At 45.0% G+C, this 26,009-nt stretch carries 22 protein-coding genes; 10 read left to right on the top strand and 12 right to left on the bottom strand.

Annotated elements, in window-relative coordinates:
- Window positions 1-38: 38 nt before the first annotated feature.
- Window positions 39-965 (bottom strand): hypothetical protein, encoded by a 927-nt coding sequence (locus GF309_14330; protein MBD3159955.1) that lies wholly within the window; start codon window positions 963-965, stop codon window positions 39-41.
- A gap of 181 nt (window positions 966-1,146) precedes the next feature.
- Between GF309_14330 and GF309_14325 the strand changes: the two genes are divergently transcribed.
- Window positions 1,147-2,049 carry an amidohydrolase family protein gene (locus GF309_14325; GenBank protein ID MBD3159954.1) on the top strand — a complete coding sequence of 301 codons (903 nt, stop codon included), beginning with the start codon at window positions 1,147-1,149 and terminating at the stop codon, window positions 2,047-2,049.
- Window positions 2,049-2,588 (top strand): hypothetical protein, encoded by a 540-nt coding sequence (locus GF309_14320; protein ID MBD3159953.1) that lies wholly within the window; start codon window positions 2,049-2,051, stop codon window positions 2,586-2,588. The genes GF309_14325 and GF309_14320 overlap by 1 nt, the downstream gene beginning before the upstream one ends.
- Here the strand turns inward: GF309_14320 and GF309_14315 are convergent.
- On the bottom strand, window positions 2,585-3,037 hold the full coding sequence (locus GF309_14315; GenBank protein MBD3159952.1) for a hypothetical protein: 453 nt from the start codon (window positions 3,035-3,037) through the stop codon (window positions 2,585-2,587). The two genes, GF309_14320 and GF309_14315, sit on opposite strands and share 4 nt — an antisense overlap.
- Before the next feature lie 118 nt (window positions 3,038-3,155).
- Here GF309_14315 and GF309_14310 point away from each other — a divergent pair, with 118 nt between their 5' ends.
- Both GF309_14310 and GF309_14305 read left to right on the top strand, forming a co-directional pair.
- The gene (locus GF309_14310) at window positions 3,156-4,220 is read left to right on the top strand and encodes a zinc-binding dehydrogenase (GenBank protein MBD3159951.1); all 1,065 of its coding nucleotides are present in this window, start codon (window positions 3,156-3,158) and stop codon (window positions 4,218-4,220) included.
- 41 nt (window positions 4,221-4,261) lie between these two features.
- Complete coding sequence (locus tag GF309_14305) at window positions 4,262-4,678, top strand: hypothetical protein (GenBank protein ID MBD3159950.1); 417 nt, start codon at window positions 4,262-4,264, stop codon at window positions 4,676-4,678.
- Window positions 4,679-4,697: 19 nt separating this feature from the next.
- Here the strand turns inward: GF309_14305 and GF309_14300 are convergent, their stop codons facing one another.
- The 5 genes from GF309_14300 to GF309_14280 all read right to left on the bottom strand — a co-directional run bounded on the left by GF309_14300 (window position 4,698) and on the right by GF309_14280 (window position 14,255).
- Window positions 4,698-6,512 carry a hypothetical protein gene (locus GF309_14300; GenBank protein MBD3159949.1) on the bottom strand — a complete coding sequence of 605 codons (1,815 nt, stop codon included), beginning with the start codon at window positions 6,510-6,512 and terminating at the stop codon, window positions 4,698-4,700.
- The gene (locus GF309_14295; protein ID MBD3159948.1) at window positions 6,513-7,550 is read right to left on the bottom strand and encodes an ATP-binding cassette domain-containing protein; all 1,038 of its coding nucleotides are present in this window, start codon (window positions 7,548-7,550) and stop codon (window positions 6,513-6,515) included.
- A 120-nt stretch (window positions 7,551-7,670) separates the two neighbouring features.
- Complete coding sequence (locus tag GF309_14290; protein ID MBD3159947.1) at window positions 7,671-10,595, bottom strand: FtsX-like permease family protein; 2,925 nt, start codon at window positions 10,593-10,595, stop codon at window positions 7,671-7,673.
- Complete coding sequence (locus GF309_14285; GenBank protein MBD3159946.1) at window positions 10,592-13,507, bottom strand: FtsX-like permease family protein; 2,916 nt, start codon at window positions 13,505-13,507, stop codon at window positions 10,592-10,594. The genes GF309_14290 and GF309_14285 overlap by 4 nt, the downstream gene beginning before the upstream one ends.
- Window positions 13,482-14,255 (bottom strand): ATP-binding cassette domain-containing protein, encoded by a 774-nt coding sequence (locus GF309_14280; protein ID MBD3159945.1) that lies wholly within the window; start codon window positions 14,253-14,255, stop codon window positions 13,482-13,484. The genes GF309_14285 and GF309_14280 overlap by 26 nt, the downstream gene beginning before the upstream one ends.
- A 310-nt stretch (window positions 14,256-14,565) precedes the next feature.
- On the opposite strand from GF309_14280, the gene GF309_14275 reads away from it, so the two are divergent.
- Complete coding sequence (locus GF309_14275; protein ID MBD3159944.1) at window positions 14,566-16,590, top strand: hypothetical protein; 2,025 nt, start codon at window positions 14,566-14,568, stop codon at window positions 16,588-16,590.
- A gap of 62 nt (window positions 16,591-16,652) precedes the next feature.
- Window positions 16,653-17,492, top strand: coding sequence for a hypothetical protein (locus GF309_14270; protein ID MBD3159943.1), 840 nt, complete (start codon window positions 16,653-16,655; stop codon window positions 17,490-17,492).
- 19 nt (window positions 17,493-17,511) lie between these two features.
- On the opposite strand, the gene GF309_14265 is transcribed toward GF309_14270, so the two are convergent.
- From GF309_14265 to GF309_14250, 4 genes are read right to left on the bottom strand one after another with little or no spacing between them, the layout of a single operon-like run.
- Window positions 17,512-18,648 carry a hypothetical protein gene (locus GF309_14265; protein ID MBD3159942.1) on the bottom strand — a complete coding sequence of 379 codons (1,137 nt, stop codon included), beginning with the start codon at window positions 18,646-18,648 and terminating at the stop codon, window positions 17,512-17,514.
- Window positions 18,648-18,839, bottom strand: coding sequence for a hypothetical protein (locus GF309_14260; GenBank protein ID MBD3159941.1), 192 nt, complete (start codon window positions 18,837-18,839; stop codon window positions 18,648-18,650). Before GF309_14260 ends, GF309_14265 begins: the two co-directional genes overlap by 1 nt.
- Before the next feature lie 15 nt (window positions 18,840-18,854).
- Complete coding sequence (locus GF309_14255) at window positions 18,855-19,514, bottom strand: methyltransferase domain-containing protein (GenBank protein MBD3159940.1); 660 nt, start codon at window positions 19,512-19,514, stop codon at window positions 18,855-18,857.
- Window positions 19,515-19,516: 2 nt separating this feature from the next.
- A complete protein-coding gene (locus tag GF309_14250) occupies window positions 19,517-20,050 on the bottom strand; it encodes a hypothetical protein (GenBank protein MBD3159939.1) in 534 nt (177 codons plus the stop codon).
- Window positions 20,051-20,275: 225 nt separating this feature from the next.
- On the opposite strand from GF309_14250, the gene GF309_14245 reads away from it, so the two are divergent.
- The 3 genes from GF309_14245 (at window position 20,276) to GF309_14235 (ending at window position 23,089) form a co-directional block, all read left to right on the top strand.
- Window positions 20,276-21,430, top strand: a complete 1,155-nt coding sequence (locus GF309_14245; GenBank protein MBD3159938.1) for a DUF763 domain-containing protein — start codon at window positions 20,276-20,278, stop codon at window positions 21,428-21,430.
- Window positions 21,431-21,454: 24 nt separating this feature from the next.
- Entirely contained in the window at window positions 21,455-22,291 is an 837-nt protein-coding gene (locus GF309_14240) for an MBL fold metallo-hydrolase (GenBank protein ID MBD3159937.1), read from the top strand.
- A gap of 72 nt (window positions 22,292-22,363) precedes the next feature.
- The gene (locus GF309_14235; GenBank protein MBD3159936.1) at window positions 22,364-23,089 is read left to right on the top strand and encodes a hypothetical protein; all 726 of its coding nucleotides are present in this window, start codon (window positions 22,364-22,366) and stop codon (window positions 23,087-23,089) included.
- A 3-nt stretch (window positions 23,090-23,092) separates the two neighbouring features.
- On the opposite strand, the gene GF309_14230 is transcribed toward GF309_14235, so the two are convergent.
- Window positions 23,093-23,968: a methyltransferase domain-containing protein gene (locus tag GF309_14230; GenBank protein ID MBD3159935.1), complete on the bottom strand. Its 876-nt coding sequence runs from the start codon at window positions 23,966-23,968 to the stop codon at window positions 23,093-23,095.
- 125 nt (window positions 23,969-24,093) lie between these two features.
- Between GF309_14230 and GF309_14225 the strand changes: the two genes are divergently transcribed.
- The gene (locus GF309_14225; protein MBD3159934.1) at window positions 24,094-25,332 is read left to right on the top strand and encodes an acyl-CoA dehydrogenase; all 1,239 of its coding nucleotides are present in this window, start codon (window positions 24,094-24,096) and stop codon (window positions 25,330-25,332) included.
- Window positions 25,333-26,009 lie beyond the last annotated feature (677 nt).

The raw sequence follows: 26,009 nt of genomic DNA, 5'->3' as shown, positions 1-26,009 counted from the left end.
GTTGGTTGAAACAAATACGGAAGGGTTGGGGATTGAGACTAGAAAGCTGTTAAGAAGAAAGAGTAACCAAATGCAATCAATAGCGAAACAAGGGCAACTAATACAGCAAGCCGTAAATAGACAAGTTCGGCGAGATTCTTTTCTCGTTCTCTAATGTCAAGACTTACGAACAACAGAGCCACCGCCATAGCAAGAAACAGGCTCTGAATGAAGTCCCCAAATACGAATGTGTAGCCAAAACCAGTGAGAGAGAAGAATAGCGGTGTCAAAAACAGATAGAGAAATTCCTTGCGAGTAATAGGAAAGAGAACCCATGAGAAGACAAAAACAGCCAAGTAGATACAGCCAAGCAATGAGAAACCTATCAATCCTGAAATCTGGAATGCGGTAAAGGCAGTAAGGCCCGCAAGTATCACCCATATTGGTTTCTGTAAGATTAGAGGTGGAATTCGGACATGAGTTGAAACAAGTAAGAGGGATGTACAGAGAATTGCAGATAGTAACATGCCCAATTCATTTCCGTGTGTTACAGGAACAAAGTACTGAATCCCGTAGAACAGTATAGCTGAAAGACAGAATGGAATTGAAATCCACGAGGATATTTTGAGAATATTGAGATTATACCGAATGAGGTTGAGTGTAAATACAGACATTGATAGAATCAGGGCAAATGACAGTACAGCAAACTCTGGAAAACCACGGTCGAAAAGCCATACAGTTGAGGTAATTGAGGAAGTAATCACAACTATCCCAATTGAAAAAATGCCAAAGGAACTACGCACACGTCTTCGAGCCAAAGCCACTACTAACAGAAGACAGCCCATGATAAGAGCGGGTACAGATAGGCTCGGTATGCGGTAAAGAAACCCTTCAGGATCCATAGCCACAATATCGCTAAACAGAGGAAACGTAAACCAACCTACCGCAAAAGAAGTGATAATGGAAAAAGAACTCTGAAATGGCAAGGAAGAGTAACAAGTTACGGAAACTACTGAGAAAGTGGGTTGTTAAACCTGCGCTGAGACTGGCAGAATTGTTGTTGCGTTAAGCGAGTATCAAATCAACTTGAGAATATATGCGCTTCACAAAGCTAGCGTGAGGAAGGCTAATCAGGAATTAGCTAGCAGTAAATGATGGGTACATCTCTTGTTAGTAATCGATACACATGTGCATATCTGGACGAGTGAAATCATAAGCAAGAGTGATCTTGAAGCTAGGAAGATTGCCGCTGAAAAAGCAGGAATAGAACCACAAACAGATTCCACGGTTGAAGATCTGAAAACCGCGATGGCTACAGCTCAGATTGAAAAGGCAATCATTCTTCCGATTGATAGTGGACTTAACCAGAGAATGCCCTTATCGCTTCAAGAGAAAACGGACTGGCATACAAATCAAATCAGAGATGAGGATTCGCTTTCAACATTCCTTGGTCTTGATCCTCGAAGAGGTGAGGAAGGTCTTGCCGAGCTCGAACGTGCTGTCAAAGAGAAAGGCTGTATTGGTTGGAAAATGTATCCACCCAACGGTTTCTATCCGGATAACCAAGACTTCTACCCATACTATGAGCTATGCACCCAACTCGATATCCCGGTAGTAATTCATCAGGGCTTCACTTCACGGTTCAAACACGTCAAATATGCACGTCCAATATTCGTTGATAAGATGGCTGCTGATTTTCCGTCACTTCAAATCGTCCTTGCTCATGCAGGAATTCCGTGGGTTGATGAATGTCTGCTGGTTGCATCCAAGAATCCAAATGTCTTCATTGACCTCTCCGGATTGCAGCTCTATGCTTCCACCGTGCCAATGAAATTATACAAGTTAATAGCAGAAGCTAAACTCTCCGGTGTGTTTCCCGAGAAGGTTCTCTTTGGCAGTGATTTCCCACTCTTTGAACACAGAATGCACATTGGTAACTGGGTTGAATTCATGAGTGGTTTAACTATACCTGAGGATTTCACTGACCAGGGATATCCACAAGTCACATCAGATGAAATTGAACTTGTGATGGGAAAGAATGCAGCCAGAGTTTTCTTTGGTGAAAACTGATGGATTTCATTGTAGACGCGATGCTCGGAAGACTAGCTGTATGGCTCCGCCTTACAGGAAACAATACAATCTACTCTGCAGATATTCAGGACGAGGAACTTTTGGACAAAGCGGAAAATGAAGATAGAGTGTTATTGACAGCGGATAGTGAACTTCACCACTTAGCCGAAAAGAGAGGAATTGAGTCTATGCTCCTTCAGGAATCCGTTCATAAACGATTAGCAAGAGTATTTCACGAATATGGCATTGAGCCTTATGTAAATCCCTCACAATCGCGATGTTCCAAATGCAACGGCAAACTCAGAGAAATAGAGGCTGACGACAAAGAGCAAATCAAAGATTTAGTGTTTGAACAGACTTACAATCACTATGATAGATTCTGGCTATGTGAAAATTGCCACAGTGTCTACTTTCAAGGAGGGTACTGGTCCAATATTCAGCAATACATGCAAAAGATTCGAGAGATTATGAAATGCAAATTTGGAAACGGAAATGCTAGTACCCATCAAGAAGGTTCTGCAGATACCGGCCAGGATTAGCGAGTTTCTTCTATCTCAATATCATATTCGATGGGCACGCAATCTTTTGTAGATCGTGTAAGTGGGCAATATTTCTTCGCCAATTCTAGGCATCTTTGACCAAGGTATAATTCACTTTTAGCCACCTCCAATTTTCCGGAGATACGCAGCTTGCTGATAGAGTAGCCTTCTCCATCGAATTTGACAGTCAGTTTCGCTTCAAGAGCAAACCCAAACATATCCAGATTAGAACGACGCTTCACATCAAGTAATGTATTGTTTAGACAGCCAAGAATGCCAGAAAGGAACAGCCTGTAAGGACACAGTCCTTCCCCTCTTCCACCATATACCTTCGGAGTGTCAAAAATGAGCTCAGATTCTTTTAGTTTCGCGGTTCCTCCCGTCTTACCGTCCCACTCTGTCGCTGTGACATATTCCATGGTCTCAGGATACTTCTTCCGAATCTTCATGATACTTGCCTCACGGAGCTTACTCTAAGGGTCTTGGCCACTCATTATTGTACCCGGTTATGTCGATTTTGCTATGGTAGGTGTCAGTTCTGAGGAAGGGATTTAAGCTTGAATCATCATGCCACAACGGGGTGGTCAGTTGCCCGAAAAGATGATGGCAGCCCTGTACTACGGCGTTGGCGATGTTAGAGTTGAAGAAACCGACATCCCAGAGATTCAAGATGGCGAACTCCTGATTAAGATTGGAACCGCGCTTACCTGCGGTACAGATGTTAAGACCTACAAACGGGGTCATCCGCTACTAATTGGCAAGACTCCAGCACTTTTCGGTCATGAATATGCTGGAACCGTTGCGAGAGTTGGAGCAGGAGTCGATGATTTTGAAGAAGGGATGCGAGTTGTAGCTACAAATTCAGCACCGTGTGGTACCTGCTTCTTTTGTAAAAGAGGACGACAGAACCTTTGTCCGACATTGAAAGCTAGTCTTGTAAATGGAGCATTCGCTGAGTACATACGAGTGCCAAAACAAGTCGTGCGATGGAATACGCACAGAATTCCCGACGATCTCCCCTACAGAGTCGCTGCACTCACCGAGCCTCTTGCGTGTGTTGTTCATGGAATAGAGGAGGCAAACATTCAGCTGGGAGATACTGTAGCCATCATTGGGGCTGGACCAATTGGACAAATGATGATTATGCTTGCGAAACATAGTGGAGCCAGTACTGTGATATCATCAGATCTCGAGTATCTGAGAAGACAATCGGCGAAAAAGGCAGGAGCAGATATAACAGTGGATCCAAACGAGGAAAGTCCTGTTGAGCGTGTCAGAGAAGAAACCTCAGGATACGGAGCTGACGTTGTCATAGAGGCTGTAGGGCTAACACAGACCTGGGAACAGGCAGTAGATATGACGCGAGACGCAGGTACTACAGTTTTATTTGGGGGTGCCAAAAGCGGCACTGAATTTCAAGTGGATACAGAGAGGCTTCATTATGGCGAACTCACGATCAAAGGTGTATTTCATCTCACACCACATCATGTGGAAGAGGCTCTGAAATTGCTAGAAGCTGATATCATAGACTCGAATTTGCTCATTACCCACGAAATGTCACTAGATAGGGTAGCTGAGGCCATAGAGATGATGGGGGCGGGAAAAAGCATGAAAATAGCAATCAAGCCATAGGATCTCTATACTGTTCCAAATGAAAAACAGGAGAACCAGAATTGTACTGGAAAAGCAATGAGAAACTGGAAGAGTATGAGAAGAAACTCATAGAAATTCTGCAGACGCTCGACGACAAGTACGAGGATTTCATTATCATTGTAGAAGGAAAACGAGATGAACAGCTGCTTAGGGATTTCGGGGTGGAGGCCCCCATCATTCGAACTCAAGCAGGAAAATCTCGGTTCCAGCTGGTCGAAGAAATTGCTAGAAAGGCGGGGAAAGGAGGAAAAATTCTGATTCTAACCGACTTTGACAGCGAAGGCATAGAGATTGCCAAGTCTCTTAGTAGAGCACTTGAACGGTATGACGTTCGTGTTATGAGAAGGCTTCGGCTAGTAATACGCAAATACATGGGGCCCTACAGAGCCATAGAAGAGCTAGTTGCCCTGTTCAAGAAGAAGGATTTCCCAAAATAGAACCTAGAATCCAGGTATTTCATTGCCGCAGATACCTACGAGACGCAGATTCCAAGATTAGAATAGTAGGTACAGCCATCAGAAGAAGATAGGATCCGATCCCATTACGAACTAGTGAAACAGTTCCCTGTATTGCGAAGAAACCAGAAAAGAGTATAAACTCTATCACAAACACAACAAGTAGAGGTAACCATCCCGCGGTTATGATTCTTAATGGTAATTTGTGTCTAAAGCTCGATAAAGCCAAAGTGATGCATATCAAACCCAGAACAACAGGCAAAAGCCACCCTCCGACCAAGAAAATATGTCCATATTGTTCTATGAAATCAACTAATGAAAGACCCGTTCTACCCTCAATTACGATGAAAGGTAACACAAAACCAGCAATAGTCAACAGCGAGCCGGTAATAATTGGAATTTCCTGTTGAAGATTCAATGAGCTAAGAGGATAGTAACCCGAGTAGATTATCCAAGACAAACTAAGAGCAGCTAATAGACCTATAAGCATCACACCGTAAGAGCCAGCCCGAGTCGAGGCTGTTGATGTACTGACATAGTATGAGTAAGCACTTCCCGTAGTCACAAAGAAAGTAACCTTTGCAGGAATTGCGGGGAAAATACTGGCATAATACCTGTTAGCACCCTCATGGGTCATCGGGGTTGTCAACCAAGTAGCCCCGGGTTCACTAGTCCTCCAGCATAGTATCGCTGTTTCATTTTTAGATAGTTCTGAGTCAACACGGATAGTGTTACCGACAGGAATCAGAGAAACGGTATATGACATCGTTATGAAGGGGAGGGTTTGTTCGTTATATACAGAGTCGAGCCAATTCACTATATTGGTGGTCCAGTGCTCTTCAACTCGATGTCCATGATTTGGTCGGATGCACAAGGACAATTCTGAGTCGATGCTATCAATGGTATCTTCAAATGAAGATAGAGTGAAGTATTCGTCATCAGTCCCAAAAAGCAGGTAAACAGGATGCGTAATCATGGGAGTATATGCTAGGGGATCAAACCATCTGATGATGAGTTCTACTTCATACGATGTAGTTGAATAGTCAGGATTGATTACTCCGTTGAGGAACGTACCTGCAATAATGGAATCTCGGAAATTCCCGGCTGCCAGCATAACAACAGATGCTTCAATCCTAGGATCTATTCCTGATAGAATGTACGTCTGTAGGCCGCCCATTGAAATACCGATTAGGGTAGTGCTTCGATTGTCAACATACTGCAAGCTTTCGAGTATTGTTAATCCTCTTGTTGCAGCAGTTACTGAATGGTAGAGATGGGCACTTTGGGGGCCGTCAGAAATATTCAGAAAAGTATAAGGATTCAATAATGGAAAATCTGTAGAATCTCCTACACCAGGAGCATCAATAGCCATGGCGACATAACCTTCCGCAGCAAAATGCTCCATCATACCTTCAAGATCATCTATTGTTTGACCGTAACCATGCAACATGAGTAGTCCAGGCATGCTTTGTGAATGATTTGCTTTCATCATAAGCAAAGCATTAATCCAAATCTCTATTCCCGAATAAACGTGGCTGTAAAACTTGAAATTCCACTTCGTGACATTTACAGTTTCGCCGTGATTTGCAACGGTCTCATAGTGTAGCGAGGTGTTTTCTATGATCCCAATGTCACTCCTTACACTGCTTAGATTCCAGAAATCGGTTTGATAGTACTGTTGAGGAGGAGGCGATTCATTTCGAACTGGATAGTGAGCGCCGAAAGAAACCCAAGAAGTGACCAGAGATATCAGAACCACTGCAATTAGGAACGCAACAATACCCTTTTTCTGGCGCTTCGTTGCCAGAATAACCACCTAAACCGTGCTTCCGCAGTTACTGCAGATAAAACTGCCGGGTTCAATCTCATGCCCGCATACCCTACACGTTCGAGTCTTCTTCACTCGCATCTCATCAACAACACCAGCTTTCTGTGGTTCCAAAATAAATCTGTCTTTATCATCTTCATACGTAATCTTGAACTCACTTGGATCTCCTGCGGCTTCAAGTAGGTCAGTAGGCATAGGTAATCGGTAATTATTGTCAAGCTTAACTACGCGTGTGTAGTCAAGCGTGTCAAGGTCAATTCCTGCCTGATGAAATCCTGAGATGATACCGTCACGGATTTCGACCGTAACATCCGCCTTTGATGCTACTTGTTGACTGTGAGTGACAATGAAGAAGGATGTGCCAAGAGTGTCATTTAACTCCTGGAAAAGATTCAGAATACGCTCTGCAGTCTCAGGATCTAGATCGCCTGTTGGTTCGTCACAAAGAACAAGTCCATGACCCTCAGAATCGATAAGGTTGACCAAAGCACTGGCAATAGCTACTCGTGAGCGTTCACCACCGCTGAGTGTGGTTGCCTTGTTATTACGCCGATCCTCTAATCCAACAAGTCTGATGAGACGGTCTACTCGTTCCTCTCGAATATCCTTTGGAACACCAGCAATCCTTGCGGCCAATTCAACATTCTGCCAAGCATTCAGATGAGGTAAGAGGTTGTTGACCTGGAAAACGAATCCGATGAAGTTCCGTCGTGCCTGTGTTAGAACGCGTTCGCTCAGTTTCGTTATATCGGTCTTAAGATTGGCCCAGTAGACCTTGCCCACTGTAGCTTTTGTGATGCCCCCAATTATGTTCGTTAGTGTTGTTTTGCCCGAGCCACTTGGACCAACAACAGCCATGATTTTTCCTCTTAGAATCTGTAGAGAAACACCACTTAGAGCCACCACTTCAAGATCATGTGCTTTGTAAATTTTGTATACGTTGTCGACGCTGACAACAATATCTTCAGCGAAATCATCGTAGATATCGATTCCTTCGTGGGGGGCTGTTGAAGTCATACATCTCATCGCTCCTTCCAATTAGATAAAACTATTGAGAGGCGCATCACTCGCTGATGCGATTCTTCTTTGAATATTCTAGGTGCCATGTGGTACTCTCTTCTCATAGTGTCAACTCGGAGTTTCATGTTAGAGATTCCTCAATACAACAGCTGGATCTACTGTTCCTGCTTGCTTAGCTGGGTAGTAGCAGCTAGCCAGCATAATGCCACTTTGAAATAGCAGAAGCATTGGAAGAGTAATAATCGGGAATGAGAAGGCAACTGGGAGTATCGGTATGAAAGGAGAGATTCCAACAGTTAGAATACTCATCACATAGCCGAATACCAACCCCATAACAAAGCTAACAGCGATAACGACGATTACAGAGCCGGCAAATTCACCAAAAACCATCGAGACAACTTGCCGCTTCGTGGCACCCATTGCTCTGAATATCGCGTATTCGTGTTTTCTTTCACGTACTGCAGATCCAAGGAAGAGAGCAATTGCCGTGAATCCCATAGCAGCACACATCAAGAAGGAAATTGTTGCAAGTCCTTGAATACCAGAGAGGAAGAGGGCTATGGAGGTGCTCTCCTGAGCAATGTCGAAAGTCTGCTCAGTGTATACCGCAATTCCTGTTTGTTCGTCCAAATCCTCAATCAGAGTAGTTGAATCGGCATCGGGTAACAAATCAACCAAGAATAGCTCGCTGGTTTCCATATCAGTCTCTGATGCCAAGTAATCAAGGTTGACAATAGCAAATCCACCCTGACTTACTTGGAAGCCAAAATGGGATGCTAACGATAATCCACCCATGTTTTCTGTTGAGGCCATCCCGAATCCAGGAGCGCTCTTCATGATTCCAACAACTTCTAAGCTAAACGAAGTACTGCTCGAATCGGTTTCTACATCAGGGTATATTACATCGCCAATTTGTAGGCCCCATAGTTTCTGATAATAGCTGCTTATGATTACGCCGTTCCGATCATTCTCCAGCTCTTCAAATACGGATTGAGGTGTTCCACTTACCATACTATCCTCGGTGAGATAGCCTATATCCGCATACTTCTCTGCGTCTACACCTTCCAGGAAGAACGAGTTAGTACCAACAGTAGCAAACACCTCTAGCACAGGAGTTGCATCACGGACAGCAGGATACCCTCGAAGGGTATTAGAGAATGCAAAGGCAGTTGGTGCACTTTCTATCCGCATATCCGCTCCTATAGAATATCGAAGCTCAGTGCTGACTGTAGACTGGAAGCTCGAAGATTGGATTACCATCATCGTTGTAGTGGTCAGAGTGAGAGTTAGTATAACCAACAGAGGAATGAACTGACCTTTCCGTTTCCGGAGGCTCTGACTAACATAGAGACTGCTTTCTCCAAGGATAGAGTCTGAACGGTCGGATAGCCGAGCAGTTACAAGACGCATAACTCGCGAACCAAGATACGCAGTTCCAAACAACAATAGAGTAGCAATCAGAAGCTCTCCTACAGCCTGTACCCCGACAGGGGGGATTAGTCGAGGCATTATCAATAAAGCACCCAGAATGGCTGCGAGCCCAACAACATAAGGCCATATGCTTACTTGTTCAGTACTCTCCTCGGGTAATTCAGTCATTGGTTGACCTACTTCTGATACATCGATTTGTCGAGCAACATGTAGGAGATACGCAGCAGGCAAGTACATAGCAATAGCTCCCGCTATTACAAGTCCCAAGGGGGGAATTCTGAGACGGGTAAAAAAGGAAGCGTAGCTTTGGATATCAATTATGAATAGACCAACAGATGATGCAATAAACGGAGCCATAACCATAGCAAGGAGAATACCCAATACAAGTCCTGCTAAGCCGAGTAATATCGATTCCCACATGAAAGTGGAGAATATTTGATTGAAGGAAGCCCCTTTGGATCGTAACGCGCTCACTTCGCCACTACGTCTAGTAACTGAACTTTCAGATGTAAATACAGTGAGCATCATGCTCATTATCATAACAGGGAAGGCAATGACTGTTAGAACCTGGCTTTGAAGATAGGTTTGAATATTCGTATCAAGTTGCTGTACTTCTTCCGTGCCACTTACTTTTACCCTTTGAAATTCCTCTTCAATCTGGGCCTTGTAAGCTAGAAGATTATCTGGGATACGTTCCACCCCATCTTTCATGAGAGATTCCTTTGAGGCTCTACAGAAAACGACAGGATCGAAGAAACCTCTCCCAGTGACCCGAGTATTGACCTCACCGCTGACTTCATCTCTCAAAATCATAATGGAATCGCGTATACCTAGTACCGGTTCTTTGTTAGGATCAAACGGATCCCAGTTTTTGCGCCTTAGCTCGATGAAGGATTCAGAAATTATGGAAGAACGGCCAGCCAAGCTATAGATTCCCATAACTTGGAGTTTGCCTACTCTGGTGCTTCCTAATTGCTCGGGAGTGCGAGATACATCGAAGTCAACACCATTCTGTAATAGGTCGAAGCTGATATTGCTGCCTACAGTGATTCGCACATCATAGACATCACGAGTGTAGTTCACAAACATCTCTGAAACAAGAACCTGACCAGTCTCCAATGAGAAATTCCCTTCACAATCAAAATCCTCTGACCAAGTATCCAGTATTTCATTTGTAACAAAGAGAACCCGCATATCCTTGATTCCCTGTGCGTAATTCAGGCCATAGGCCATATAGCTGGTCCAGCCTAGAGAGAACCAACCCCGTAGAATGCCAATAGTAGATGAGACCTGCTGGGTATAATCAGTATACTTGTTTTCATCAAGTGCGTTCTTGGCGCCTTGTAAGTTAGAGGAGAGATAGGATTCGCCATTGCCAGGTTTCACAGTAAGATGATATGGTTCTTCTGAGAAGTATTCATCCACTGCTATGGTAGTTCCTGTCCGTGTCCAGATGAAAACAGTAGATGGAAGAGCGATGCCAATAGCCAGTATAAGTGCAATACCCATGTTTCGTATTGGTGAAGATTGAAGAGATTTGAAGGCGTAGGATGGAGCCCATAGGCTATTTCCGCTGAGTTGTCGGGTTTTTCTAGTTTCCATTTCTAAAGCATCCTTCATAGGTTACGTAGTACAACAGCTGGGTCTATTTTTGAGGCATCACGAGCTGGCATGTAGGCTGCTAAAATCATTATGAATATTTCAAGGAGTAACACGCCTGTCAAGAATCCGATGGGGAACACAATTGCTGCTTGTAGAATTCTCGAGAACGGACTCATCGAGAATACAAGCGTTGACATGACATAACCAAATACTGTTCCCAATACCAGACTGAGAGCAAGTGAAGCCAAAACCACACCAGTAAATTCTGAAAGAACAATTTTCGTAACTTGGCTTTTTGAAGCACCAAGGGCACGTAAAATCGCATAGTCCTTCTTACGTTCACGTACAATTGAACTAAGGAACAGTGACATCGCAAACAAGCTAAGAGTCAAGGACATCGTGAATCCTATAGAGAAAAGACCTTCAACTGTATTCAAAAATAGGGCCGTACCAAACGAATAGCTCTTGAGATTGAATTGCTCGGGTGTTGTTGCTCCAACACCGGGAAGATCTCTAATTGATCGGAGAACTTCCTCTTGGTCAGTTATGCAAACAAGATCTCCAAGAAAGAGCTCGGCAACTTGGATATCAGTCTCAGAGGACAGATAGTCAAGATTAGTGAAAGCAAAACCTGAGAACTTAGTCTGATAGCCAAAAGCCGCACCCAAACGCGAGGGGGGAGTATCTTCAGCAGAACTGTAACCAAAGCCGGGTGCGCTATGCACCATACCGGTTACTGTAAAGGAAACGGGAGTAGAATGAAGTCTGCCACCCACCTCAAGGTTGATTGCATCACCTATGCTCTTGTTCCATCTGTCGGCATGATATTCGCTCAGGATTATTCCGTTTTCTACCGAATCAAGTCCAGAAAGCACAATGCCGGGATCTTTCCCATTGAAACTGCTTGGGTCGAAGTGGCCTATGAGGGAATAATCTATTGCATCTGTACCTATCAGGGTAATTCGTTCGTTCCCAACTCCAGCCCATGTCTTCATTACAGGTACTGCTTTCTTCACGCCAGGATATCTCTCAAGAGTGTCATTGAAACTGAAAGGTCTGGGTCTACAACTGACACGCAAGTCGGCACCAACTGCATACGAGATTTCTTTTTCCAAATCTGTTCGAAAACTTTCTGCTTGGACAGAGAAAGCTATCGTGGAAGATAAAGTAAGGGAAAGGACTACCATCAGTGGTACTATGCGTCCTTTCCGCATTCTTAGATTCCCAGCAGATACGCGGTTCTTCTCGCCCAAAAGGAATGACGCCTTGCTTGAGAGTTTGGCAAACCCAACACGTGTAATCCGAGAACCATTGTATGCCATGAAGAACCAAGCAGCAGTACCCAGAATCAATTCAATCATGAATACCAAGGGATGATTGGGTAGCAAGAAAATCGCTCCCAAAACCAAGGCAAGTAGAGCAGTAGAGGCACCAATTGTAAAACCATAGGATTCGCCACCTGATTCCATCATCTCGGTAGAATCGACAAGAGTTGAACCTATCTCAGTATGAGCAGCTCGTCGGGCATAAGCAAGAATGAAGAGGAGCGGGGGAAGGATGCAAATTCCAACAGCCGCAACCACTGTTTGTGGTTGAATGACGGTCTGGGAGAGGTAGAATTGATATATAGTCCAATCGAAAACCATGAACGCCTTGGTTGAAGGAATAAGGGCCGCAAATAGAACGCTCAATCCCAATCCAAGAACAAGGCTGATTATCGCCATCAAAACCGATTCCGCGATAAACACACCATAGATTTGACTTGGGCTAGCCCCCTTGGAACGGAGGACACTGACCTCTCGCTGTCTTGCAGCCATGAATGTATTGGCGGCAAAAACTGAAAGAAACAGAGCCAGAATGAAAATGGGCATGTTTAGCAACGACAAAGGCATAGTTTCCAAATAGGTATCTACCAGATGTTGAAGATAGAGAATCTCATCTAATCCTTCAACAGTGACATCAAATTGCTCCTCTACTCGTGCTTTCAGAGTCTGTAGATTATCAGCCATGGATTCCACCCCGGCTGACATTAGATTCTCTGCAGAAGCTCGAATGAATGAGCGAGCACCAAAGAAGCCCTGTTCAGAAAGCTGACTAGCGTCCACCGAGTCAGCGGGAAGCATTATGCTGTCATGAATGCCAAGTACAGGTATTCGATAATGGAGGTAATCATAATTGGATCGAAGAATGGACGGAAAACCCGCGGCAAGAAGAGACCCGCCAGTATTAAGTTCGTAAATGCCTGCAATCTCCAAGGATCTGATGCTAAGACGGCCAAGCTCTCCAATGGGGGCGGGCATATCGGCGGCTTTCCGTTGGAGAACATCAACATCGATTGTTGAGTTAACGGTTAGTGTCACACCGAAGACTTCGTAATAATATCGCACGAATTGCTTCGAAACAAGCGTTTGTCCCTTTTCGAGAGTTAGTACTCCTTCTACATCAAACTGGCTCGATGCCTGTTCCAAGAATTGTTCTGTAACAAAGATAACCTCGCAATCCTTCATACCATACGTGTAGATGGGTTCGTCAGTTCCATATACGGTGTCATTGGGAAGAGCGCTCGCTGAAACAAGACCCACCGTGGAGTTGATTCGATGAGTGGTCTCAATAATCCGGCTTGTTTCAACGTAGTTCTCAGCGGCCTCCACTTGTGCGGTACCACCAACGGGGTTCTCGACTAGCATCTGGAATGAATTTTCCTCGAAGTAGTTATCCACTGTAACATAGACCCCGGTATCAGCCCACACAAAAACAGATGACACCAATGCAACGCCTAAACTCAAGGTCAGAGCCAAGCTCAATGCTCTGGAAGGATATGAGCGCATCGAGCTTAGCGCATAAGAAAGGGGGTATATCCGGTTACCGTTGGACTCTTTGGCTGACCTCCTATCTGACAAGGTATCACCCCTTAGCGGAAACGTCAGCATCTCTCGTTGCTTTGTCTGAAGGGGTTCCTACATCCACACCGCTGTGTTTGAAGAAAGCCGCAACGAGTTCCTCAACTAATACACCATCTCGAAGGAGCAGAATCCTGTCAGCCATTCGAGCAACTTCAGGATCATGCGTTACGGTGATAACTGCGCGATTTCCCTCTCGCGCCAAGTCCTTCATGAGCTGGATGATTTTGCCACCAGTTTTATGATCCAAATCACCAGTAGGCTCGTCGCAAAGTAGGACAACTGGATCATTTGCTATTGCACGAGCAAGGGCGACTCGCGAACGCATGCCTCCAGAAAGTTCATGGGGCATATGATGGGCCCTATGATCTACACCAACTGCCTTTAGCAATTCCATGGCGCGTTCGTATCGTTCCTTCTCGCGTATCTCATCAAGCAGCATGGGCACTTGTACATTCTCTAATGCGGTGAATATAGCCAGCAAGTATTGATCTTGGAAAAGCACTCCAATATTCCGACGTCGTATTTCAGACAGTTCATCATCGTTAAGTCTGGTAATATCGGTTCCATTGACGATGATTTCTCCGCTAGTGGGCTTATCAAGTCCGCCTATAAGATTCAGAAGAGTTGTTTTGCCTGAACCGGAAGCACCAACGATTGCTATGAACTCGCCCTTGTGCACTTCTAAGTCGGTTCCTCTAAGCACACGAATAATTCGAGTACCGTCTTGAAACTGTCTATGTACATCCTTGCAGCGTACTGCTACGTCATTATCGATATCCAAGGGAGACCTCACTCGATTTTGCAGAACGACACCCACGATATTTAAGGTTGCTACTGAAGCAAATTGTGTCCAGTAATAGTAGGCCTATTCGACATCATCCATTATCCGGATGAGTCAGAAGGCGGAGGTCGTAAACTATAACTATAACTCGGTTTCATCATCGTATTGAGAGCCAGACTAGTATATTGCATTTCACAAAATAGTGAATCTGGTACAAAAGACACGAACAGCACTTACCAAAACCACTTACTGAATCAGTGATAAAGCTTGGAAACCAGGCTCCTCAAATGAAGGAATAAACAACATGAAGCATTGCATTGCTAGAAAATCACAGAAATGCAGAAAACTAATCGTAGTGGCGGCTATTCTAGTATCATCTCAAATTCTAATCTCCATGGCTTTCTCGCCAGCTTCTGAAAAAGGGATGCTGTTTTCTTCAGCTCGGAACAGGCACGAAACCGCAAACTCCGGAGATTTCATGGATGTAGCAGAAAGATGGGAGAATATATGGGACATCGATTCGGTCAATGTGATTCGAAACCTCACCAAGACAATTTCAGAGGTCTACCCCAGCAGGATTTGGCATCAAGAGAATATGACACCATCGACAAATCTGGTTGACGCTTGGTCATGGGCTAATGACACATTGTTCAATGTAACAGGAAATGGACTCGTATTTCGACAAGTCACAGAGTATCAACACTTGATTGCAGTGAAAAATGGGACGAATGAGAGTACCAGACCAACTTTTCTCATTACTGGCGTTATCGATTCAGGTAGCAATCCAGGAGCCAACGATATGGGTGCAAGTGTAGCAGCCGTTTTGCAGATGGCCTCTCTACTCAGTAACTTCACATTTCCTTTCGACATCTATTACGTCTTGGTAAATGGTTATCATAGCAATCTGGACTACGACCCCGGTAGCAGAGAATTCGTATCATGGCTAGATGAAAAAGATGTTCACACGATTAACGCGTTGAATTTTGACAGGTTACTCTTTGATCATCCGCAATACCTTTTCGCTAGCAAAATAGCTCTTCGTATCTCTTCAGTTAACAGCATATACCAAGACATAGAATGGATACCAGATATGATGCTTAGTCAAGCATCCAGTTATGGTAACGGTAGACTCATTGAGGTGCCTAACATAGGTCCAGCAGACGTTTCATTCGCTCAGGAAATGTGGAGAGTCGGAAGACCGGCTGTTCATGTTTCCCAAGGCTATTGGCCGGATAGCTCGAGCGGGACAGAAGAAGATGTATGGAACGATGTAGATTATGGCTATGAAAAAACTGCAGAAACCGTTGCATCTGCATCTGCAGTATTATGCTACATGGGTGCTCTGGGCGAAGGTGAAAACCCAGTCTTTCATAGAAACGAAACTCTAAGCGGCGGAGAGGTCTTGGAAGCTGACGTTTTCATAACAATCACAGGTTATCTGAACGTGACGATTTCCTGCAATACCAGTTGTAGTATCAGGGCATCAATAGAAGACATAGATGGAGAACAAACAGTCTATCAGCGAACCGAGAATGATGGACTAATCAAACTGCGGTATAGATCATCATCCAAGGGCTTCTATGCAGTTGAAGTAGAGAATCTCGATACGAATGCAACCAATTGTCAAATCAATACAACTCTTAGAAACGACTGCGATGGAGACGGGATTGCTGATGCTGAAGAATCGCAACTAGGTACCGAGATATTCCTTCGTGATAGCGACTTTGACGGTTTAGAGGATCAATTTGAGATTAGTATTGGAACTAACCCCTGTTTGAACGATACGGACGGAGATGGAGCATCAGACTCACAGGAATACGAGTGGGGCTCGAGCCTAACGGCTAATGACACTGATGAGGATGGTTTATCGGACGGATTGGAAGGCGTGCTTGGAACAGACGCAACAAAAGAAGATACTGATGCGGATGGTCTCCATGACTTCGAAGAAGTAAACACATACAATACGAATCCCACAAAGGAGGATAGCGATGGAGATGGCCTTGGGGATGGATTCGAAGTCTCGTATGGACTCAACCCATTATCTCAAGATACGGATGGAGACAGTCTCACTGATCTTTTCGAAATAATAAACCAGATAGATCCTCTTTCTGCGGATTCAGACAATGATGGCTGGGGTGATGCCTATGAGGTGGAATCATGCATGTCTCCAACCAATAGCGATACAGATGGCGATGGAATTCCAGATGGAATAGATTGGGATCCACGATCTCATTGGATAGTTATTGTATCGCCAGTATCGGTTGTCACCATTACTGTCCTGGTTGGTGTATTTGGCATGTTGAAGTATCGAGCTTATAGCCGAGATTAGAATCTACCGGAAAGACCCGATAGCAAAAGACTCATCTCATAATCCACATTTCACTGGTGTTTATGAAAGAAATTCGAACCCCCGATTTTTCACTCCGAGCTACAATTGAATGTGGACAAACGTTTTGTTGGACCAAGTTTGACAAGGGGTACCTCAACGCAGATGTTGGACAGGTCGTATATGTCGAACAGCAAGGCGATTCCCTGTTCTATGAATCGACAGATACAGATGTTCCATTGAGAGAAATGCTCGGGCTGAGACACCCGATTGGTCAAATCTGGGATAGTCTTCCTAGTGATTCATTCCTAAAGGAAAGTATGCAGTTTGCACGAGGGTTACGAATTGTAAGAGATCCATTCTTTCCCTGTCTTATCTCGTTTCTCTGTTCAATCTGGAAGAGTATTCCTTGTATCCAAGGTCTTGTAGCATCAATTCGTCAAAAGTATGGTCCAAAATATGAAATCAGAGGAGAACAGGTTTACGGGATGCCAAGCCCTCAAAAGCTCGCAACCGTAGAAATCGACTCCTTGAAAGATTTGGGTCTTGCCTGGCGAAGTGAGTTCATTGCAAGATCTACACGCTCGATTCTAGAAGGTCATATTGACCCTGATATCTTGCTGGAGATGCCGTACGAAGAAGCCCACCGAACCCTCAAGAAATTGCATGGGGTTGGAAACAAGGTAGCAGATTGTGTGCTTCTGTTCTCACTTGGGTTCCTTGAAGCATTTCCCATGGACGTGTGGATTGAAAGAGTAATCCAAGAGCATTATAGCCTCTTCACAGAAGAAGGTACCTCATATGCAAAGAAATCTACAGCAGCAAGAGAGTACTTCGGCGAGTATGCAGGATATGCACAGCAGTATCTCTACTACTATTCACGCGAGAATAACTGTAAAAAATAAAGAGACGGATTTCCTGAGATTAGAAGGTCTGTTTCTTCTGCTTCTTCTGTGCGTACCAATCGTGTGATTCAACATCGTTCGATACTTCCCACGCTCTAGTCTGATAGAACGATAATGGATGTAGAATATATTCACAGAGTGGATCCCATGCTTCTCCAAGATACACCGGACACAAGCTGCTACCCTGTAGTTTCTTGCAACCAGGAGGTGTATATCCCTCCCCACCCGATTTCGAGGCTATTTGACCAACTTGATACTCAGCAAGGCCTCTAGCAAAATCAGGAGCAGCCTTGAATACACCGATCACTTCCTCCTTGCTCATGCCTATTTTCAGCAGGAAAGATGCGAGTGCAAACCTTGCATCATGGGCAAGGTTCTTTCCTTGGGTTGAATCATCATACATACGAGCAATACACGGTGGAAAAGCAGCAGTGATGTCACCCGTGATCTCAACTGGGTCGCTTTTTTTGATTCGTCCACGTAGCTGGGATTCAATTCGTTGTACCGCCTCCGTCAAACGTTGAGGGAGAGTTGGAACATCAAGACTACTTTCAAGAATAAGCTGCTTGGCCTTTCCAGACATCAATCGATCCAGTTCTGACCGTTTTACAAATACCCAGCCCTCATCAACATAGCGGTTTATCAGCTTCCACACAGCCTGATGAAAGGACGGGGCAACTTCAAGAAAATCTTCGAGGCGCATCTTGAAATCGAAAGTGCGAAGGGCTAAAGGAAGTTGCGCACGGTTCGCAATCTCACCAAGGGATCTGATGGACCAGTTAAAAGAAGAATCAGCGAGGTGCAGAACAACGCCATTTTTCTCAGACCCTAGGTGTCTGTTAACAGCCTTTGATTCAGCTTCTGCTTGATATTGTTTCAACCGAGAATGATTTATTTTCTCAACAATCAATCTTGCAGTCGGATAGATCAATATATCTCGAGAATCACCATAATCAGGGAGTTCAATCTGATTGCCCTTGAGCTCCGCAGCTACCCTTTTCTCTGCTTCTTCAACGAGATACTCGTTCTCTTCGGAAGACACGAATTCAATTAGTGCCCGAACATCGCGAGCAAAATCCTGTGTAGCTTGACGAGCCTCCCGCGAGAACGGATATTTCAGCAGCTGCCTTCGCGTAAGCAAGAATCCCCCCTCCATCAGTACGTAGGACTATAATCCTCCACATGACGTTTATAGAATTTCTTATCGCAGGAACCGCATTTGAACACTTGGGCCTCTTTCATTCGACTGATATCTTCAAGAATTCGGTAGATATTACCGCTGCCACAACGAGGGCACTTCAGGCCATCATCAGCACACTTTTTCTTCTGTTTTTCTTCTTCATCCATCCAAAGCTCACTGACCTACGACTTTTCTCTTTCCCCTATAATAATTCCTAGAACATTGTTAATCGTTTTGGAACCAAGGATTGTGAATCCAGCATCTTGAAGGAGATGCTTCAAATCTTCAAGGGAGTGTTTACACATACTAGGATATTTCTCATGAGCTCGTTTCTCTGACCATCCAAGATTCGTCATTCGATTAACAAAAGCCTGTTCATCACCAGAAATGAAATCGTATACCGCATACAAACCATTTTCATCCAAGACCTTGACTATCTGTTCTAGGAGATTCAGGGGATTCATTAGCTCGTGAAGCAAGTAGCCTGAAAAAGCCAACTCTATACTTCTTGACTGAATCTCTATCTTCTGGAAATCGAAATCCAATTGTCTAAGTGATATCTTCTCGACGTCAACTTCGCCTGTAAGAACCAAAGTAGCCGTCTGAAGCATACGAGAGCTCTCATCGAGCCCGTATATCTCTTCGGCTTGAAATTTCTTTGCGGCATCAGCCAAGAACAGCCCCGGTCCGCAACCAAAATCGGCGATTGTTCGACGTGGCGAATCACCGACCAATTCTAGAAATGGTTCCCAGAATGCTTGGCCATATCGGTCACTATATAGCTCCACCAGTTCTTTAATCTCATTGTCGTCTTCCCAGTCCGCTTTTGCAGGATTTGTCATTGTTACACCTGCAATAAATAGTCGGAACGAATAAGAAGAGGCATTAATTCACTCAAACTTTGGCGTAGGATTTCGGGATCGCTATACAAGCTCTTCAGAAAATCGCGCCTGTCATCTATGCTTCCAGCTTGTTCATGCAGTGTACGATAAGCAGCATTGGGGCGCTCAACCCACCGACAGAGTTCTTGATTATCTTTGTTCAGGAATAAGACCACAGGTGTCTTTCTCTTGCCGTTCACGCGGTAATTCTGATGCGCCTTAGCGTTATCATCACTGTCCAGTACTCGGAGATGTACTCGAGAAGAAAGCGAAGCCATTCTAGCCAAAACTGGGAGATTCCCCGCTGTATCATTGCATCGGTCGGTACCAATAACTAAGATGTGAATCTCATTCTGAATGGCAGCCAATTCCTCCTCTTCTTGTTCATTAAGCATCAGATCATTGAATCTAGCCTTCATCAGCTCAACATTCTCGCGGGCTGAATCCAACCACTTACTGTGTTCGATGGCTTGTTCCCAAAGGGCAGTTTCAGACATATGTATCACGTCAATTCTTAGTAGAATCGTACCGGCTGCCGGCAAGCTGTAAGTATCAAGCAAGTAATAAAAAGAATATGCGTATTGGCCGCCATGAGATTCTACCTTCCTGTCTAACAAGAGTATAATAGACAATATCGTCAAATGCAAAATCGAGTATCTCTAGGATACTTTCGGCTATCTGTTGAACTTATTTTGGCTTGTATGACCATGAAGAATGTGTGACTGGTGAGAAGGTCCGGCGTAGCTGATTTGAAGCTTCACGGGGGAAAAGCCCCTAGATGGCTTGTAAAGCGCATGAAACCTATGGCGAAGGCCATCTGTAGGTTCATCGTAGAAGAACATGGTCCGCTTGAGCTTCTGGAACGCCTTGCAGATCCAGTTTACTTCCAAGCATTATCAAACGTTCTAGGGTACGATTGGGATAGTTCAGGTTCAACTACCGTAACTTGTGGAGTGTTGCGTTCTGTACTGAGTATTGAAGAACACGGTATGGCCGCTGCAGGTGGCAAGGGAAAAACGTCGATGAAAACACCTGAACATCTTCGGGCGCTTGAAGACTATGGCCTCGATGGAGTAGGCCTCGGAGAAATAAGCAGAGCAGTAGCCAAGGTAGATAATGCAGCAGTCCAGGATGGATATGCACTCTATCAGCACGTTTTCTTTGTTGATGTGGAAGAAAATTGGACAGTTGTCCAGCAGGGTATGGATGGAGATTCCGGAGATGCTAGACGGTACCATTGGACATCTCAGACCACTGAGCAATTCATTGAGGAGCCCCATACTGGAATGATTTCAGGTGCTGTTAAAACAGCAGCACTAGATATGACAGCAAAAGAAAGCGACAAATGCAGAGATGTCTCTGTGGATATTTCTCAAGAAGAGCCCATCAAAATCAAACGCCTTTTTGAAGATATCAAACCCTATGGAGAAAGCACACTCATTCCGTGGTTGGATGACTATAGCCCACGAGAAAAACTACCTTCCTACAAAGTCTTTCCAAACCGCATGAACTGGAATGCAGTTCGAGAAGCATATGAGAGACAACCGGGAGATTACGAAGAACTACTATTCATCAATGGGATTGGGCCAGCTACCATACGCGGGCTCTCATTGATTTCAGAGATGATTTATGGCGAGAGCCCATCCTGGGCAGATCCCGTTAGGATGACCTTCGCCTTTGGTGGTAAGGATGGTGTTCCATTCCCAATCAAGCGAAAGGAGTACGACGAGGCTATCGAGTTCCTAGAAACGGTTTTATGCGATGCAAAGATGGGAAGGAGAGACAAGGTTGTGGGCTTGAAACGGCTCAAGCGGTTTGCTCCTCCTATTCCAAGAGATTCAGAAAATATGACATCTGCAGAACAATGCGCATCTTGAAAACCGAAGAGTACAATTCAGCTGTTGCCCAATTATAGTTCAGCCATGATTGAAGAGATTATCGTCAATGAACAGGTCACTTGTATCAAGACTGGGAGCATCAGCTACGAAAACAGAACGATGTGGGCATGTCTTTACAAGGTCGAAAACGCTCTCATCGATTGCGGCTGTGCCAATGCCAAGGATGAATTGGTTTCACTCCTCAATGGGAAAAAGATCGATTTCATTTACGTGACACATGGACACGAGGATCATTACGGTTGTTGTTCAGCGTTTAGTGAAACGGCGACCATATTTGCCCCTCCACGTGCGAGAGACGTACTACTCAATCCTCCTAATCTGAATGAATTCTTTCAATGGGTGTGGGGACAACCAGAACCTGTAAAACAAGTTCAAATCACACCGTCTCAGTTCCAAGTAGGAGATCTATGCTTTGATACAGTCAAATTGCCCGGTCATGGAGAAGAGATGGTTGGGTTCTACGAGAAGGAGAAAGGGTGGCTGTTTTCAGCAGATGCAGTACCTCTTCCCTCGCACAAGCAGATATCGATGACTGATGAGAATATTCCACAGATGATGCGAACAATGGAATATATCATGGATTTGGATGTGAAAGTGCTCTTTGATGGTCATCTTGGACCAATCGAAACACCAGAGAGCCATATTCAGAAAAGACTGGATTATTTGAATAAGGTGCGAGAAACCGCTATGAGACTGCATGAGAAAGGATTATCATCGTCTGAAATCATTGCGGAGTTAGGATGGGAGTCCCCTTGGTACATGGATATGACTATGGGGCGGTTCAGTTTGGAGCACATGATCGATTCGTTGTTTTCCGAAAGAGCAACCGAAAAACCGTGACCTAGATGGACGCAAGCCTTACAAGCGAGAGGCATAATTCAGAAGAACATAGTACATAATTCAAGAAGGTTGGTGGCGAGAATCAACTCGAAAGTTCGAAGAGCGGCATTGATTTTGATGTTGACCCAGCTTGTTGTGTTAACTCCCTTAGTCTCGGCGACAACCGAATTGGAATGGGGCATCGAAGCAGGGGAGAACTTCACCTACGTTCTCCAAAGAAAACTTGTTGACCCGGAAAATGAAGGGTTTGTGGCGAGCTATCTACCGTTCATCGTAGGGCTTAGAGAAGGACAGAAAGCGATAGCCACATTCACTGATTTTGAAGAGCTACCCGATGAGATTGGTTCCTATGACGAATTGCCACGGTCATACTGCACCCTGAGCAGGAAAAACGATTCACACGTACTCACAGCAGGATATACCATTATGTCAGTGCCTGTCGGTAACTGGAGCCTACTTAGAGAGATCGCAGAAATCGAGTCAACACCGGGTCTCTCAGAGGTTGAAACAGATGATGAGTGGGGCACCATAAACAGGGGTCAGATAGTTGCGGGTCAAACAACCGTGGATGTATACGAAGAGATTCGCTATGAGAAGCAGAACGGTACGTTAAGCTACCTTCGGCTTCGGTTCTCCGCCCTCGGAAATGACTTGGTTGACATTGTATTTGTGCACTGGTATCCAGGAGTGCCAACCGTGTTGCCAGCTGAAATACAGCTCTCTACCATACTCGTGATTAGTATTGGTATAGCAGTAGCCATCATTGTTGCCATTGTCGTTTACATGCGTCGTAAGTAATCCCTAGGGCTTTTCTGCATATACAAGAGTGTAACCAAGGGCATGTGAGTGTGTGTTCTCATCATCCATAGCAGCATTCAGTTTGCGCAATCCAGTCTCATATTCCTGTGGAGAAATCTTGTGCAGCATAGAGAACCCCTTATTTCTCACACACTCAAGGAAATCTTTGTTAAGACCACGAGATGGGAGGGTTAACTCAGCGGCACCTATTTCGACAAAGCCCACCTTAGATAGCGAGGCCTCCAGTTCGAATATTTTTGGATAACGTTTTTGATCAACTTCCAGTGTAGATGGAAAAAACCGAGATGTCATGCGCTTCTCAATCTGGTTATGGGACTGTGTAGCTATGCACAGCTGTCCATTCTCCTTTAGAATATCTAGGATTGCCTGCAAAGTAGCATTCTTGTTCGAGAGATGATGGATGGCTTCCGTCATGATTACATGGTCGAAGCAGCCAGTTCGAAAAGGAAGAGCACTTGCCTCGCCTCGAACAAGTGAGCTAGAAGGCAACTTAGAACGAGCTTTGCAAAGCATCTCACGCGAGAGATCCAATCCAATGATCTGAGCTGCTGTTAGCTCGGCAAATAGCCTTGTATTAATCCCCGTCCCGCAGCAGAGATCAAGAACCAAATCACCCATAGAAGGGGAAAGATTGTCAACGACTGCCTTCATCAGTTGCGGAATCCCATTTCGAATATCATCATATCTCTCCGCTACTTCTTTGTAATCTATGGTATTGGCGCGTTGTCCACTATCTGTTTTCATACCCTCCACCCGCCTGCATGATAACGGAAGAGTACGGACTATCTGGCCCTGTTGCTTACCCGAAATAAAGGCAGCTGCTGCAACGCACCCATTGATACCCCCATAGCGTCTCATGAGCCATCGATTTTCAGCTAACCAGCGATTTTCTATGACAAGGGCCTCTTTAGAATCATCTATAAGGAAGGCAAGACTTCTGACAACTCACCCGACAAATCACAGCATCAGCGAGGTAGAGAAAAATGAATTTTGAAGAAACAGACGAGCAGAGGATGTTTAGGGAAGCTGTTCGTGACTTTGCAGAACGTTATGTAGAACCTGCATGGCGTGACTATGACAGAGAACACGAGATTCCCCGTGACATCATCAAGAAGATGGCTGAAATGGGACTGTGGGCTCCAACCGTTTCCGAAGATTATGGCGGCTCAGACCTGTCCATGACCATGGCCTGTATAGCTGCAGAAGAGCTGGCAAGAGCAGACCTCTCAATTGCACTTCCAGTCATGTACCTTGTCGAGGCTTCATGGGCCTTCGTTTTCGACAGGTATGGTACTCACGAAGCAAAGAGCGAAATCCTCCCAAGAGTTACAGATGGTGACCTCTTCTTCGGTATCGCAACGACTGAGCCAACGGGCGGTTCAGACCTTGTTAACACCACCAAGACCATTATCGAACCAAAAGACGACAAGTTCGTAGTCAACGGTGAGAAAGTCTACATCAGTGGTGTGAATGAATCAGAGAAGCACGGCGGCGTCTACTGGACACTCGCCAAAGAAGATCCAAAAGGCGACCACAAAGCTTTCACCGCGTTTATCCTGCCTCTCAACATGGGAGATGGTGTTCACCCCGGTATTACCACAACCCTCTTCGAGGACATGGGGCGAATGGGTGTCTCCACAGGCGGTTTCAATATCGAAAATGTCGAAATACCAGAACACTACATCATCGGTGAGCGTGGACGTGGCTTCTATATGGCCATGGAAGGTTTCTCAGCCGCTAGAGTACTCATTGCCGCCACGACGATTGGAAGTGGTATGGCTTGTCTCGATTTAGGCATCGACTACGTGAAGCAGCGTAAACAGTTCGGTAGACCACTTGCAGCTTTCGAAGGTATCCAGTTCGAAGGTGTCGATTCTTGGATGGCCCTACAAGCCGACAGAGAATTGACCTACAAGGCAGCATGGATGATGGACCAGCACTACCGCGAAGACAACCCCAGTATCTCCAAACTGGATGTCGCCAAGTGGACCGCTGCTGCCAAGTACCGTGGACCACACGACAGTCTTGACGCGATAGAAACAGCTATGACCTGGCATGGTGCCTTCGGGTACACGAAAGAGTGTCCACTCGAAGCAGCCTACCGCGGCGTCCGATCATACACGGTTGGTGCAGAAGGTGGGTCGCATGTGCAAAAAATTGTCATTGCGCGGGAGTTATTTGGTCCCGAGAACCTGCCTTATCGTCAAGACAAGCAGATGTAGAACAATCACAGAAAATGGGGCATTTTGTTCGCCCCATTCGTTCTTCTTTCTTGATTTGTTTCCATTCAGCCATTCATATTTCATTTCACGGCATGTTCAACTGTACTGATATCCCACGACTCACCAGTCCGGTGGAAAATCTCTCGTGTGATTGCTCCATAGGATAATCCACTTCCTGGCAAATCGCTGCAAATAGGATGACTCTGTGGACTAGCCTTCGCCCCTTAGGATTCAGGCATAATCGAGGGGGCAGATAACACTCAAATCTGGTTATGGAAGTATTAGCTAGGACCCCTTTTCTTTCTGCGCCTTCTTTCTTCCCTCTTTCGTTTGTCAGCTCGATAGAGGTACCAAAATGGCGAGATAATAATGGCAAACACAACTGCATATGGTACAGCATTAATTAGAAATCCCAAGACATCAATATTAGGTATAACGAAGTGATTTCCGTTCCCAGTTGTCGGACTGATGTGTTCCTCAATGAAGTCATAATACGCTTGGGGAGTGGTATGTTCAGGATAGTCGATAACACTGAGTTCCTGTTCAAAAACATCCAGCCTACCTAGCAAGCTCAATATGTGGCAAGCAGCTCTTGCCCATTCCAACCGTTCGTCAAGCCAGTCGGCCCGGGGAGAAGATAGAAAGGCTCCATGTTTTGAAGATTGACAGGACAGCAC

This window comes from Candidatus Lokiarchaeota archaeon (assembly GCA_014730275.1).
Taxonomy (GTDB): domain Archaea; phylum Asgardarchaeota; class Thorarchaeia; order Thorarchaeales; family Thorarchaeaceae; genus WJIL01.
This window is presented reverse-complemented; position numbering and strand designations above follow the sequence as displayed.